Origin of the sequence: Alcaligenes sp. SJTW-7 (assembly GCF_047716895.1) — a bacterium.
GTDB classification, from domain to species: Bacteria; Pseudomonadota; Gammaproteobacteria; order Burkholderiales; family Burkholderiaceae_B; genus Alcaligenes; species Alcaligenes ammonioxydans.
This window is the reverse complement of sequence record NZ_CP136682.1, coordinates 1,185,326-1,199,123: the sequence shown is the minus strand read 5'-3', so window position 1 is coordinate 1,199,123 and position 13,798 is coordinate 1,185,326. Positions and strand designations below refer to the sequence as shown.

General features: G+C 57.8%; 12 protein-coding genes. 7 read left to right on the top strand and 5 right to left on the bottom strand.

Annotated features, from left to right (window positions below):
- Positions 1-3 precede the first annotated feature (3 nt).
- Both hpnD and hpnE read left to right on the top strand, forming a co-directional pair.
- Positions 4-867 (top strand): presqualene diphosphate synthase HpnD, encoded by an 864-nt coding sequence (gene hpnD / locus RSQ48_RS05305; RefSeq protein ID WP_003802429.1) that lies wholly within the window; start codon positions 4-6, stop codon positions 865-867.
- Positions 864-2,150: a hydroxysqualene dehydroxylase HpnE gene (hpnE, locus tag RSQ48_RS05300; protein WP_415302202.1), complete on the top strand. Its 1,287-nt coding sequence runs from the start codon at positions 864-866 to the stop codon at positions 2,148-2,150. The genes hpnD and hpnE overlap by 4 nt, the downstream gene beginning before the upstream one ends.
- A gap of 223 nt (positions 2,151-2,373) precedes the next feature.
- On the opposite strand, the gene speG is transcribed toward hpnE, so the two are convergent.
- From speG to alaC, 4 genes are all read right to left on the bottom strand, one after another.
- Entirely contained in the window at positions 2,374-2,931 is a 558-nt protein-coding gene (gene speG / locus RSQ48_RS05295) for a spermidine N1-acetyltransferase (RefSeq protein WP_219235844.1), read from the bottom strand.
- A gap of 304 nt (positions 2,932-3,235) precedes the next feature.
- A complete protein-coding gene (thrC, locus tag RSQ48_RS05290) occupies positions 3,236-4,645 on the bottom strand; it encodes a threonine synthase (RefSeq protein WP_003802433.1) in 1,410 nt (469 codons plus the stop codon).
- Positions 4,645-5,943, bottom strand: coding sequence for a homoserine dehydrogenase (locus RSQ48_RS05285; RefSeq protein ID WP_003802434.1), 1,299 nt, complete (start codon positions 5,941-5,943; stop codon positions 4,645-4,647). Before RSQ48_RS05285 ends, thrC begins: the two co-directional genes overlap by 1 nt.
- Positions 5,940-7,127 (bottom strand): alanine transaminase, encoded by a 1,188-nt coding sequence (alaC, locus tag RSQ48_RS05280; protein WP_415302201.1) that lies wholly within the window; start codon positions 7,125-7,127, stop codon positions 5,940-5,942. The genes RSQ48_RS05285 and alaC overlap by 4 nt, the downstream gene beginning before the upstream one ends.
- Before the next feature lie 169 nt (positions 7,128-7,296).
- Here alaC and RSQ48_RS05275 point away from each other — a divergent pair, with 169 nt between their 5' ends.
- From RSQ48_RS05275 to RSQ48_RS05255, 5 genes are all read left to right on the top strand, one after another.
- The gene (locus RSQ48_RS05275) at positions 7,297-7,740 is read left to right on the top strand and encodes an Mth938-like domain-containing protein (RefSeq protein WP_059318555.1); all 444 of its coding nucleotides are present in this window, start codon (positions 7,297-7,299) and stop codon (positions 7,738-7,740) included.
- On the top strand, positions 7,737-8,204 hold the full coding sequence (locus RSQ48_RS05270) for a peroxiredoxin (RefSeq protein ID WP_003802437.1): 468 nt from the start codon (positions 7,737-7,739) through the stop codon (positions 8,202-8,204). Before RSQ48_RS05275 ends, RSQ48_RS05270 begins: the two co-directional genes overlap by 4 nt.
- Positions 8,205-8,256: 52 nt before the next feature.
- On the top strand, positions 8,257-9,981 hold the full coding sequence (locus tag RSQ48_RS05265; protein WP_415302200.1) for a PhoH family protein: 1,725 nt from the start codon (positions 8,257-8,259) through the stop codon (positions 9,979-9,981).
- Between the two features lie 202 nt (positions 9,982-10,183).
- On the top strand, positions 10,184-11,176 hold the full coding sequence (pdxA, locus tag RSQ48_RS05260) for a 4-hydroxythreonine-4-phosphate dehydrogenase PdxA (protein ID WP_415302199.1): 993 nt from the start codon (positions 10,184-10,186) through the stop codon (positions 11,174-11,176).
- On the top strand, positions 11,173-12,144 hold the full coding sequence (locus tag RSQ48_RS05255; RefSeq protein WP_219235839.1) for a bile acid:sodium symporter family protein: 972 nt from the start codon (positions 11,173-11,175) through the stop codon (positions 12,142-12,144). Before pdxA ends, RSQ48_RS05255 begins: the two co-directional genes overlap by 4 nt.
- A 165-nt stretch (positions 12,145-12,309) precedes the next feature.
- Here RSQ48_RS05255 and RSQ48_RS05250 read toward each other — a convergent pair whose 3' ends face one another.
- On the bottom strand, positions 12,310-13,680 hold the full coding sequence (locus RSQ48_RS05250) for a replicative DNA helicase (protein ID WP_003802442.1): 1,371 nt from the start codon (positions 13,678-13,680) through the stop codon (positions 12,310-12,312).
- Between the last annotated feature and the right edge of the window lie 118 nt (positions 13,681-13,798).

Here is a 13,798-nt window from a genome sequence, read left to right as displayed (position 1 = left end):
TCCATGAGCCCAGACGAGTATTGTCAAAACAAGGCGGCCCAAAGCGGCTCCAGTTTTTACTACGCCTTTTTGTTTCTGCCGCCCGAACGTCGACGCGCCATCACGGCCCTGTATGCCTTTTGTCGCGAAGTCGACGATGTAGTGGACGAGGTTCACGAGGAGTCGGTTGCCCGCATGAAGCTGGTATGGTGGCGCACGCAGGTCGCCGACCTGTATGAAGGCCGCACCCAGCATCCGGTCATGCAGGCTCTGGCTCCGCATATCCACGCCTTTGAGCTGCCACAGGACGAGTTGCTGGCCGTGATCGACGGGATGGAAATGGACCTGGATCAGGTACGCTACCAAAGCTGGAACGAGCTGGAGCGCTACTGCTGGCACGCGGCCGGTGTGGTCGGCCTGCTGTCGGCACGTATTTTCGGTCAGACCCAGGAACAGACCAGCGATTACGCACAAAAACTGGGACTGGCTTTTCAACTGACCAACATCATCCGTGACGTGGGCGATGATGCTCGACGTGGTCGTATCTACCTGCCTCAGGACGATCTGGATAGGTTTGGCGTAGCCCCCCATGAAATTCTGGATCAGCAGCACTCGGAACGCTTCGAGGCCTTGATGGCCTTTCAAACTGAACGCGCCCAGGACTTGTACCGCCAGGCCATGCGCGCCCTGCCCGATGCAGATCGCCGGGCACAACGCCCAGGCCTGTTGATGGCCGCCATCTACCATGCCTTGCTGCTCGAAATTGTTGACGAACGCTGGCATGTACTGGAACAACGCATCTCCCTGACCCCCATCCGCAAGTTCTGGCTGGCCTGGAAAACCTGGGTGTCGGGCGGGCGTAGCCTGCAACGCAAACTGGGCCGATGAAAGTCGCGGTGATCGGGGCGGGCTGGGCAGGCTGTGCCGCTGCCTGGCGCTTAAAGACGCAGGGCCATCAGGTCAGTGTCTTTGAGGCCTCACGTCACATAGGCGGACGCGCACGCCGCATCCACAGCCCCAATCTGGGGCGCGACACCGACAATGGCCAGCACATCCTGCTGGGGGCCTACTCCGTCACACTGGGCTTGATGAGGGAAGTGGGCCTGGATGAATCTGCCCGTTTGCAACGCCGGGATCTGGATGTCCTTGCTGCTGACGGCCACTTTCGTCTGCGCAACCGTCCCCTGCCCGCCCCCTTGCATCTATTGACGGGCCTGCTGGGTGCTCAAGGCTTGAGCTGGTCACAAAAAATCAAGCTGGCCCGTTTTTGCCGTTGGCTGATGAAACAGCACTGGCGCACTCCTGAAGGCCTGACGGTATTGCAGTTGCTGGAGCAACACCAGCAAGACAGCCATGTCATTCGTCTATTCTGGCAACCGCTGTGTGTGGCCGCCATGAATACGCCCATTGAGCAGGCCTGCGCCCAACTCTTTGCCCATGTCCTGCGCGACAGCCTGGGCGGTCCCCGTCAAGCCAGCCAAACCCTGATCCCGCTAACCGACTTAAGCCAGCTTTGGTGTGAGCCAGCGCTGCGCGACATTCAACTTCAATTGGGACACCGGGTGCAGCGACTGGAACTGAACGCAGCCGGAGTTCAGATTGATGGGCTGCACTTTGATGCCGCCATTGTGGCTTGCCCGCCGGTTCAGGCAGCACGTTTACTCCACAACCTACCTGGCAGCCCGGCCAGCGAACAATTGCTGGCAGATCTGGAGGCGTTCAGCTATATCCCTATCGCCACCCTCTATCTGGAACTGGAACAGCCCTGGAATCTGCCCCACTCCATGTTGATGCTGGACGATAGCAGTGGCAGCGGCGGGCAATGGCTGTTTGATCACAGCGCCTTGAAACCGGGTAGCGGCGAAACGCTGGTGGGGATTGTCATCAGCGATGCGGTACGCCTGCAGGCGCTGGACCGGGAGCAAGCGATTGCCACGATTATCGCCCAGGTACGCAGCCAAACCCGGCACCTGAAAACCATGCCTGCGGTGCGGGCCAGCGAGCTGATTATCGAAAAACGGGCCACTTTTGCGGCCGTGCCCGGCTTGCGTCGACCTTCCGTGACGACACCTTGGACTGCCATTCGTTTGGCAGGCGACTGGACTGATACCGGCTATCCCGGTGTGCTGGAAGGCGCGGTACGCAGCGGTCTGACAGCGGCGCATCTGTAAGTCCTGGATTCAAGCAGAGCACAGCCGAAACGAGGGTGCCGAACCCCTGTCTTTCCTGCTGCTCTGAGCATGACGGCATCCGCTCTTTGAAAACGACCCTGCATAAACTGGCACATGCACCCTACGCATCCAGGTAGTCACACGAAGTCATGCCAAGAAACCCAGCCATCAACCAAGACCCCGCGTAAGACGCTCTTCAAACAGGGGCCATTGGGGCAAGACACTATTGCGCCGACGGTGTCAGCAAAGTCTGCGCCGGTTTGTGAGCGGCCAGAAAATCGGCCTGGAACAAACGCATACGCACCACATCCCGATATTGGCCGTTGATGAAAAACTCGTGTTTGAGTTCGCCTTCCACCTGAAAGCCAAACTTCTGATAGATGTGAATCGCTTTGTGGTTTTCCTTATCCACAATCAGCACGATCTTGTACAGATTCAACACCCCAAATCCGTACTCGATAGCCAGTTTGGTTGCCCGTGAGGCAATGCCCTTGCCCTGAAACTCGGGCGCAATAATGATCTGGAACTCTGCCCGGCGGTGCACATAATCAATTTCCACCAGTTCCACCACACCGGAGGGCTGCCCCTCCCACTCCACCACAAAACGACGTTCACGCTGATCATGAATGTGCTCATCGTACAGCGCTGCCAGCTCCCCGTAGGTTTCGTAAGGCTCTTCAAACCAGTAACGCATCACGCTGGCGTTATTGTCCAGCAGGTGCACAAAGCGCAAGTCCTCGCGCTCGAGGGGACGTAATTTCACGTGAGTCGTTTTACTCATGATTTTTCTATCCTTTCTTCTATGTTCAATAGACGAACCGCCTATCTGCCGATATCACAGGCCATCGTCATCATGCCTGCATATCGTGTTCTTTTGATGAAGAGAAGATAGCAAAGGTTCAGCGCGCCTCGCAAAGCTCGCCTTGTCTGTCTGAACGCCAGGCACAGACAAGAGGCAAAAAACCCCGATTGATGCTTTCCTGATTCGCCGACTGAACAAGGATCAGAGCAGCGGGAACAGCAAAATCGGGGTTTTAAACCAGTCTTAGACCGGCGCCTGCTCATCACAAGCGCAGTGACGAGTATCAGCGCGGGGCATGTGCCTCGATATAGCGACGCACTTGGGCCACGTCCGCATCCATCACCACCACTTTCTGTGGCAAATCAGCCAGACCGGCCAGGTGCGCTGGCACGGGAGCGGGCTGACCAATGGCCTCTTCAATGGTCTCGGAGAACTTAGCGGGCAAGGCGGTTTCCAATACCAGCATGGGAATGCCATCTTCACGGTAGGCCTGGGCCACTTTGACGCCATCGGCCGTGTGCGGATCGATCAGCGTCTGATACTGCTCGTTCACCTGGGCGATCGTGTTCAACCGGTCCTGGTGCGAGCTGGCACCAGCCACAAAGCCGAACTCTTCCTGGAAGCGTGGCAGATGCTCGCTCAGATCGAACTGGCCTTCTTTGGCCAATTGTTCCCACAATGCCTTGACCTTGCTGCCATCGCGGCCCAGCAGATCAAACACAAAGCGTTCGAAGTTGGAAGCGCGGGAGATGTCCATGGACGGGCTGGACGTGGCGTATGTCTGCTCGGAACCACGGGGACGATAAATACCGGTGCGGAAGAACTCTTCCAGCACATTGTTTTCGTTGGTGGCCAGAACCAGCTTGGCGATCGGCAGACCCATCTGGCGGGCAATGTGACCCGACAGAATATTGCCAAAGTTGCCCGAAGGAACAGCAAAAGAAACTTTCTGACCGGCCGCTGTGGTGCTGCGCAGCCAGCCCCAGAAGTAGTACACCACCTGAGCAGAAATACGCGCCCAGTTAATGGAGTTCACGGCACCCAAATGCCATTGGGACTTGAACTCCAGGTCGCCTGCCAGGGCCTTGACGATGTCCTGGCAATCATCGAACACCCCCTTCACCGACAGATTGTGGATGTTTTCATCCTGCAGGGAGTACATCTGGGCGCGCTGGAACGCACTCATGCGACCGTAAGGCGAGAGCATGAACACGCTGACGCCACGCTTGCCGCGCAAGGCATATTCAGCCGCCGAACCCGTATCACCGGATGTGGCGCCCAGAATGTTCAACGTGCTGCTGCGCTTTGTGAGTACGTATTCAAAAACCTGGCCCAGGAACTGCATGGCCATGTCTTTAAAAGCCAGGGTCGGACCTTGGGACAAACCCAGCAAAGCAAAACCGGGCTCCAGCTCCTTGACAGGCACCACCTGCTCGCTGTCGAACACACCGGGTGCGTAAGCGCGGGCAGTCAAGGTAGCCAGTTCGTCAGCGGGAATGTCCGTGACAAACAGCCCCAACACCTTGGCGGCCAGTTCGGGATAACTCAGCGCGCGCCAGGATTCCAGCATCTGGGCGCTGACCTGAGGGTAGCTTTCCGGCATGGCCAGACCACCATCGGGAGCCAGACCTTCCAGCAAGATGTCCGAAAATGGTTGGGCCTTCATGCCGCCACGCGTGGATATGTAATTCATTACAGGTTCTCCACGCGCAAACGGGTCACGGCAGACTGCACAAAGGGCAGATTCTGAATCTGGCTGATTGCGCCATTGATGGCACCTTCACGCGCTTCGTGCGTCAGGAAAATGATGTCGGCCTGCTCGCCGGCCGGTTCCTGGAACATGGAACCAATCGAGATCGAGGCTTGAGCCAGAATACGGGCCACATCCGCCAGCACACCTGGACGGTCGTCCACACGCAAACGCAGGTAGTACGAGGACACCACTTCATCCATAGGCAGGATGGGCGTATCGGACATGGCGTTATGCTGGAAGGCCAGATAAGGGACACGGTGCTCGGGTTCTGCCGTTTGCAGACGGGTGACGTCCACCAGGTCGGCCACCACGGCCGAGGCCGTGGGCAAGGCGCCGGCACCGGCGCCGTAGTACACGGTCTGGCCCACGGCGTCGCCGTGCACCAGCACCGCATTCATGGCACCTTGCACATTGGCCAGCATGCTTTGCAGCGGAACCAGTGTGGGGTGGACGCGCAGCTCAATGCCTTCTTCACGAGCGCGGGTAATACCCAGCAGCTTGATGTTGTAGCCCAGGCGTTGTGCGTGTTGCAGGTCTTCCAGTGCCAGGCTGGTAATACCTTCCACGTGGGCCTTGCTGAACTGCACCGGAATACCGAAGGCCAGAGAGGCCAATAGGCTCAGCTTGTGCGCCGCGTCCACACCTTCAATATCGAAAGTAGGATCCGCTTCGGCGTAACCCAAACGCTGGGCATCGGCCAGGGCTTCAGCAAAGCTGACGCCACGATTGCGCATTTCGGACAGGATGTAGTTAGTGGTGCCGTTGATAATGCCGGCCAGCCACTGAATACGGTTGGCCGTCAGGCCTTCGCGAATCGCCTTGATGATCGGAATACCACCGGCCACAGCGGCTTCAAACGCCACCATGACACTGCGCTCGTGAGCAGCAGCAAAAATCTTGTTGCCATGCTTGGCCAGCAGCGCCTTGTTGGCGGTAACCACGTGCTTGCCCTGGGCAATCGCTTCCATCACCCATTCGCGTGCCACGGTGTCGCCCCCCACCAGCTCGACCACAATGTCGATCTCGGGGTTGCGCACCACGTCCATGCCGTCCGTGGTCAGGGTGACTTCGTCCCCCACCAGCGCGCGTGCCTTTTCCAGGTCCCGCACAGCAATGGCGACCACCTCGATACGGCGACCGGCGCGGCGAGCGATTTCATCTGCGTTGCGTTTCAATACGTTCCAGGTGCCGCTGCCAACCACACCCAAACCCAGCAAACCTACTTTGATAGGACTCATTGAACAAATCCGTCCTTACGGAACATTTCTTTGATGCCGCGTACCGCCTGACGGGTACGTTGCTCGTTTTCGATCAGCGCAAAGCGCACATAGTTGTCGCCATACTCACCAAAGCCGATGCCGGGGGATACGGCTACTTTGGCATCGCTCAGTAAGCGCTTGGCAAACTCCAGCGAACCGATGTCCTTGTAGAACTCGGGAATCTTGGCCCAGATATACATTGATGCCTTGGGAACATCGACCATCCAGCCTGCCTCATGCAGGCCCTTGGCCAGTACGTCGCGACGGCGGCGGTATTGCTCCACCACCTCCTTGACACAATCTTGTGGCCCTTCCAGCGCCGCAATGGCAGCCACCTGAATCGGTGTGAAGGTGCCGTAGTCGTGATAGCTCTTGATCCGTGCCAGCGCATTGACCAGGGACTCGTTACCCACCATGAAACCAATACGCCAACCGGCCATATTGTAGCTTTTGCTCATGGTAAAAAACTCGACGGCTACCTCACGCGCGCCTTCCACCTGCATGATGGAGGGGGCCACGTAGCCGTCAAAGGTAATGTCGGCATAGGCCAGATCGTGTACCACCAAAATACCGTGCTCACGAGCCAGCGCCACAATACGCTCAAAAAAGGACAGGTCCACGCACTGGGCCGTCGGATTGCTGGGGAAACCCAGAATCATCATTTTGGGTTTGGGAATGGACTCGCGAACGGCTTTTTCGATCTCATCAAAAAAGTCCACTCCGGGAACCATCGGTACCGAACGGATATTGGCACCGGCAATGACGGCACCATAAATATGAATGGGGTAGCTGGGGTTGGGCACCAGTACGGTGTCGCCTTTATCCAGGGTCGCCAGCATCAAATGGGCCAGACCTTCCTTGGAGCCGATGGTAACAATCGCCTCGCGATCCGGGTCCAGAAGCACATTGTAGCGGCGCTCGTACCAATTGGTCACGGCTCGACGCAAACGCGGGATACCTTTTGAGACAGAATAGCCATGTGTGTCCGGACGGGTAGCGGCCTCGACCAGCTTTTCCACAATATGCGCTGGTGTCGCACCGTCCGGGTTTCCCATGGACATATCAATGATGTCCTCGCCACGACGGCGGGCAGCCATTTTCAGCTCGCCTGTAATGTTAAACACGTAAGGCGGCAAACGCTCGATGCGCGGAAAGCGAATCATGACATTCCTTGATGAGAGAAAAGCGAAGACCCCAACCAGAAGGCGCGAAGTAAATCAAAGAGTTTAATCCATGATTGACTGACTGAGAATCACTGCAAACAGATCAGCTGCCGCATCGTCGCTGACGCTTTGCGCTATCATCGATAGCTGAAAACCGGAGAGACTCATCGTGCAACTGCAACGCGAACATAACCCCGCCCTAAATGCCATCACCGCCTACGGTGAGGACTACGTGGCGATCAACTTTCAAAACCACGATCATTCCATCTTCTTTAGCCCTGAAGGACCGGTGCAGACCCTGGCTATTCAAAGCGCTTCCGAGCTGACTGCTGCCTTGCTGCGACAAATTGCGGGACTGGAATCGCTCAAGCAAGACCCCATGGCCTTTCTGGATGACGCCCCGCCCGCACGCCCGGACAATGCGCCGGAACTGATTTTGATTGGGACCGGACAGCGTCAGCATTTTTTGCACCCTGCCGTCACCCAGGAAATGCTGCAGTGGGGCATAGGGGTGGAAATCATGGATACCCAGGCCGCTGCCAGAACCTACAATATCCTCATGTCCGAAGGCCGCAAAGTCGTTGCCGCCTTACTCATACAGGAAAAAGCATGACAGCCGTAAAAATAGGTGCCCCCATTCCCGACTTTTCCGTGCCCTCCACGCAGGGCGAGTTCAGCGCGGCTGATCTTAAAGGAAAAATGACAGTGTTGTACTTTTACCCTAAAGACAACACCCCGGGCTGCACCACCGAATCCCAGAATTTCCGTGATGCCCAGGCCGAATTTGAGGCCGCAGGCGCGCAGATCATTGGTGTTTCGCGCGACTCGCTAGGTTCACATGAGCGCTTTATCGACAAGCAAGGTCTGACCTTCCCCTTGCTGGCCGACACCGAGGAGCGCTTGTGCGAACTGTTTGGGGTCATGAAAATGAAAAACATGTACGGTAAACAGGTACGTGGCATTGAGCGCAGCACCTTCTTGATCGACGCCCACGGGGTCTTGATTCAGGAATGGCGTGGCATCAAAGTGCCAGGCCACGTCCAGGCTGTATTACAGGCTGTCCAGCAAACCGCCTGAAACCTTACCGTGTCGGCCCGCGGGCCGACACACAACCAGGAGTACGTGTTATATGCCGCTACCAACGTTGCCCACCAAGCTGGGAACCCTGCTTAGCGAAAAAGATGACAGTGTCATCCTTGCCGATCCACCCGTACAACCAGACGAACCCGACACGCCCCCTGCCCGTCCTGCCGCTGCCAGCAACAAGGCAGCTGCCACGCCCCGCGCCAAAAAACCTGCGCCCGCAGAAACAGCGCCCGCAGCCCCGACAGCAGTGCCCGCGCCTGCCACCGCCGCCAAGACCGCTCCCGCCAAAAGTGCGGCAGCCAATCCGGCTCAGGCCCCCAGGCCTGCAGCCGGGACGGCCAGCAAGCGCACCCGTCTGGCTCCCACTCAGCGCAAACTGTTTGTGCTCGATACCAACGTCTTGCTACACGACTCCAATTCGCTGTTCAAGTTTGAGGAACACGACATCTTCCTGCCCATGATGGTGCTCGAAGAGCTGGATCACCAGAAAAAAGGCCTGTCCGAAGTGGCTCGCAATGCGCGTCAGGTCAGCCGTTCCTTGGAAGGCTTGGTAGGCGATCATGGCCTGGACAAGCCCATCAATCTGGATGGCATCGGCAATACCGAAGCGCGTGGCGCCGTCACCTTCCAGACCAGCGCGCTCGATACCAGCCTGCCCATCCAGCTACCGCTGGGCAAGGCGGACAACGCCATTTTGGCCGTGGTCAACGCCCTGACCAAAAGCATGCCCAAGCGCGAAGTGGTTCTGGTGTCCAAAGACATCAATATGCGCCTGAAGGCCAAGGCCCTGGGCCTGCTGGCCGAGGACTACCGCCACGACCACGTGCTGGATGACTCCGACCTGCTCTATGACGGTGTCATGCCTTTGCCGGACAATTTCTGGACCAAGCACGGCAAGAACATGGAATCCTGGCAACAAGGTGGCACCACCTTCTACCGCATCAGCGGGCCGCTATGCAGCCAGTTCATGGTCAACCAGTTCGTGTTTACCGAAGGCGACGATCCCCTGTACGCCCAGGTACGCGAGACCGCCGGCAACACCGCGGTGCTGGCCACCTTGCGCGACTACAGCCATGGCAAGAACAATGTCTGGGGCATTACGGCTCGCAACCGCGAGCAGAATTTTGCCCTGAACCTGTTGATGAACCCCGATTTTGATTTCGTCTCGCTGCTGGGCCATGCCGGTACGGGTAAAACGCTGCTGGCACTGGCCAGCGCGCTCACCCAGACGCTGGAGACCAAGCGCTACAACGAGATCATCATCACCCGTGCCACCGTGCCGGTGGGAGACGACATCGGCTTTCTGCCCGGCACTGAAGAAGAGAAAATGCAGCCCTGGATGGGCGCTCTGGAAGACAACCTGGAGGTACTGCATCTGGGTACCGGCAAATCGTCCAGTAACCTGAGCAACCCACAAGGCTCGGAGGCGCCGCGCAACTCCACCATGGAGCTGGTACGTTCCAAGATCAAGGTCAAATCCCTGAGCTTTATGCGCGGCCGCACGTTCATGAACAAGTTTCTGATCATCGACGAGGCACAGAACCTCACGCCCAAACAGATGAAAACACTGGTGACGCGCGCTGGCCCAGGCACTAAAATCGTCTGTCTGGGCAATATTGCCCAGATCGACACACCCTATCTGACCGAGGGCAGTTCAGGGCTGACCTATGTGGTAGACCGATTTAAAGGCTGGCCACATGCCGGTCACATCACCCTGCAGCGTGGGGAACGCTCCCGCTTGGCCGATTACGCCAGCGACGCGCTCTAAACGGCATCCCTGCTCACTCAAACCGGGTCATGAACCCGGTTTTTTTTTAGCCAGGCTGCCCTAAGGTAAACAGCTCCCTCGGGGCAGCAAGCCATAGGCGCGGCGTGAAGTGTTTTTACCGTCAGTCCAGCCCCCGGCAAAATGCTCCCCGCAGGGGAACCAGCCAAAGGCGTAGCGCAGAAGTTTTTTTATAGCCATTATCATGAACCGAACCGAACAACCCATTGGGATCACCATGGGCGATGCTGCCGGCATAGGCCCGGAAATCATCGCCCGTCTGATTGTTGAGGGTCTGCCCCACCCGGCAGTCGTCTATGGCGATGCTGGTGCCCTGCGCCGCGCCTTGTCCGTGATCGGCGCTGACCCGCACTGGCGTGTCCAGGAAATGACGCAAGCGATTTGCCCTCCTGCTGGCGTCATTGCCGTTCTCAACCGTTGGCAGGCTCTGCCCGCTGATCTCCCTTATGGGCAGGTCAGCGCCCAAGCCGGACGCGGCGCGTATGAGTATTTGTGTCACGCTATTGATGATGCCCAGGCCGGACTGATACGCGCTATTGTTACCGCACCACTCAACAAGCTGGCCATGCAAAAAGGCGGTATTGATGCCCCTGGGCATACTGAAATTCTGGCCGAACGCAGTCACACAGAGCACTACGCCATGATGCTGGCCAACGAGCACTTGCGCTCCATTCTGGTCACCATTCACGAACCGCTGGCACGCGTCCCTTCCCTGATTACGAAAGAGCGCGTGCTGCAAACCATACGATTGGCACAACTGGCCTGCACCCAAGCGGGGATCGCCAAGCCACGCGTGGCGGTGGCCGGTTTGAACCCCCACGCCGGTGAAGGCGGAAAGTTCGGCCTGGAAGACATAGAACAGATCACCCCGGCTATTGAACAAGCCGGTGCCGAAGGCATACAAGCCAGCGGCCCCTGGCCCGGTGACACGATTTTCATGCGTGCCCGTCAGGGGGAGTTCGATATTGTGGTGGCCCAATATCATGATCAGGGACTGATTCCCATCAAGCTGCTGGGCCTGGACGAAGGGGTGAACGTGACGGTGGGCCTGCCCTTTATCCGCACCAGCGTGGACCATGGAACCGCGTACGACATCGCCGGACAAGGCAAGGCCGATGCCTCATCACTGCGCTATGCCTACCGTATGGCCCTTTCCATGAGCGCTTACCAGGCATGATCAAGCGTTTACCGATTGACCCGTTCTTGCTGAAACTGTTTGCTACCGTTGCACTGGCCAGTCTGCTGCCCGCCCAAGGCTGGGGCGTGCCACTGTTTCAACACATCACGCAGATTGCCATTGCACTGTTGTTCTTTCTGCATGGCGCCCGCCTGTCACGCGAGGCTATCTGGGGCGGCCTGTCCCACTGGCGTTTGCACCTGCTGATTCTGTCCGTTACCTTTTTGCTCTTCCCGGTTCTGGGCAGTGGCGTGGCAGCCGTGCTGCGCCCCTGGCTAACCGACAATCTGTACTTGGGGATTCTGTTTCTGGCTTGCCTGCCCAGCACCGTGCAATCTGCAGTGGCTCTGACCGCCATGGCTAGGGGGAATGTGCCGGTGTCGATTTGCAGCGCCTCTGCCTCTACGCTGCTTGGCGTATTCATCACTCCCCTGCTGGTCGGCATCATGTTGGCCGGAGCGACCAGTGCCCAGGCAACGGTATCCCTGGAGGCGGTGGGAAAAATCATGCTGCAACTGTTTTTCCCCTTTGTCTTCGGGCATCTGCTGCGCCCCTTGATCGGAGCCTGGGTCATGAAACGCCAGCAACTGCTCAAAGTCGTGGATCAGGGCTCAATTCTGCTGGTGGTGTATACGGCTTTTTCAGGCGCTGTAGTAGGCGGACTCTGGACCTCTACGCCGCTCAGTGCCTTGGGACTGATTGTGCTGTCCAACGCCATTCTGTTGACCTTGGCGCAGGTGCTGGCCTGGAATCTGGGACGCTGGCTGGGTTTTTCCTTTGAAGACCGAGTCAGCTTGCTGATGTGCGGTTCCAATAAAAGCCTGAGCAGCGGCATCCCGATTGCCAACGTGATTTTCCCCAGCGTCATGGTGGGGCCTGTCATCTTGCCCATCATGCTGTTTCACCAGTGGCAGCTTCTGGTCTGTGCGTGGTTGGCCAAGCGACTGGCGGCCGGCCGCGGAGACTAAAAAGACGAGGGCCCTTGGGAACGATTGACTGAGCCGGGAATCAGGCGGGCAAGACGATAAAAAAGAGGGGCCCGGCAATGTGCACAGGCCCCTCCTATTGTTTTCCTTCCGTATCCGCTACAAAGCGCTACCTGGGCAGCCCATTGCACACTGCGGCGCCCGTCGTCATGTAGGCATGTAATCCAGAAAGCGCGTACTGGCTCCCGCAAAGGTCAGGCGCACCGAACCAATCGGGCCGTTACGCTGCTTACCGATAATGATTTCAGCCGTGCCTTTATCGGGCGAGTCTGGGTTGTAGACCTCGTCACGGTAAATAAACAAGATCAAGTCAGCATCCTGCTCAATAGCGCCTGATTCTCGCAAGTCACTCATCACCGGGCGTTTGTTAGGACGTTGCTCCAGACTGCGGTTCAACTGCGACAAAGCAATCAAGGGACAGTTAAGCTCTTTAGCCAGACCCTTCAAGGAACGACTGATCTCGGAAATTTCCGTCGCCCGGTTCTCACCACCACTAGAGGACATCAGTTGCAGGTAGTCGATAATAATCAGGCCGAGCTGCCCACACTGACGAGCCAGCCGCCGTGCGCGTGCCCGCACCTCCATGGACGACAAGCCGGGGGTTTCATCAATATAGATCTGGGCTTCCTGCACTTGCTGAACAGCATGCGTCAGGCGCGGCCAGTCATCTGCCGTCAACTTGCCGGTACGCATGCGGTGCTGGTCCAGCAACCCTACCGAACCCACCATACGCATGGCCAACTGCACCGCGCCCATTTCCATGGAGAACACGGCGACGGGCAGGCCCTGAGCAATCGCCACATGCTCGCCAATGTTCATGGAAAAGGAGGTTTTACCCATGGACGGACGTCCGGCCACAATCACCAGGTCCCCTGGCTGCAAACCGGAGGTCATCTTGTCCAGGTCGACAAAACCCGTCGGCACGCCCGTCACTTCCGAGTCGCCCTCACGGTGGTACAGCTCGTCAATGCGCTCCACCACCTGACTGAGCAAGGGCTGAATTTCCAGAAAACCCTGCGAACCACGCGCTCCTTCCTGGGCGATCTGAAACACCCGCGTTTCGGCCTCATCCAAAATCTGACGGGCTTCTTTACCTTGTGGATTGAAGGCAGCAGAGGATATCTCGTCGGCCACGGTCACCAGCTTGCGCAGCGTGGAGCGTTCACGCACGATCTCGGCATACCGACGAATGTTGGCCGCCGAAGGCGTGTTATGCGCCAGGGCATTCAAATAGGCCAGCCCCCCCACCTCCTCCTGCTTGCCCGCCACGGACAGAGACTCAAATACGGTGACGACGTCGGCAGGCCGGGCCAGTCCGATCAAACGGGTAATGTGTTGCCAGATCAGCTTATGATCAAAACGATAAAAATCCTCGTCGGTGACAATGTCGGCCACCCGGTCAAACGCGGCATTATCGAGCAACAAGCCACCGAGCACCGACTGCTCCGCCTCGATTGAATGAGGCGGGACCCGAAGGTAATCCAGCGTTGAATCGGATTTGGCTGACTTGCTTTCCATGCATATACCTTCAAATCAAGGAAAAAAATCGACGCCGCAGCCCGCAAAATGCGTTGCGCGGTCTTAAGCAGGAGGTGTATCTGGGGTCAGAACAGTCAGACTCAATAAGACATTGAGC

Bases quoted from the DNA above. Each gene is read 5' to 3' on its own strand.
- RSQ48_RS05285 (WP_003802434.1), bottom strand. From the start codon at position 5,943: ATGAGTCCTATCAAAGTAGGTTTGCTGGGTTTGGGTGTGGTTGGCAGC.
- alaC (WP_415302201.1), bottom strand. From the start codon at position 7,127: ATGATTCGCTTTCCGCGCATCGAGCGTTTGCCGCCTTACGTGTTTAAC.
- pdxA (WP_415302199.1), top strand. From the start codon at position 10,184: ATGAACCGAACCGAACAACCCATTGGGATCACCATGGGCGATGCTGCC.
- hpnD (WP_003802429.1), top strand. From the start codon at position 4: ATGAGCCCAGACGAGTATTGTCAAAACAAGGCGGCCCAAAGCGGCTCC.
- RSQ48_RS05250 (WP_003802442.1), bottom strand. From the start codon at position 13,680: ATGGAAAGCAAGTCAGCCAAATCCGATTCAACGCTGGATTACCTTCGG.
- RSQ48_RS05265 (WP_415302200.1), top strand. From the start codon at position 8,257: ATGCCGCTACCAACGTTGCCCACCAAGCTGGGAACCCTGCTTAGCGAA.
- RSQ48_RS05255 (WP_219235839.1), top strand. From the start codon at position 11,173: ATGATCAAGCGTTTACCGATTGACCCGTTCTTGCTGAAACTGTTTGCT.
- hpnE (WP_415302202.1), top strand. From the start codon at position 864: ATGAAAGTCGCGGTGATCGGGGCGGGCTGGGCAGGCTGTGCCGCTGCC.
- thrC (WP_003802433.1), bottom strand. From the start codon at position 4,645: ATGAATTACATATCCACGCGTGGCGGCATGAAGGCCCAACCATTTTCG.
- speG (WP_219235844.1), bottom strand. From the start codon at position 2,931: ATGAGTAAAACGACTCACGTGAAATTACGTCCCCTCGAGCGCGAGGAC.
- RSQ48_RS05270 (WP_003802437.1), top strand. From the start codon at position 7,737: ATGACAGCCGTAAAAATAGGTGCCCCCATTCCCGACTTTTCCGTGCCC.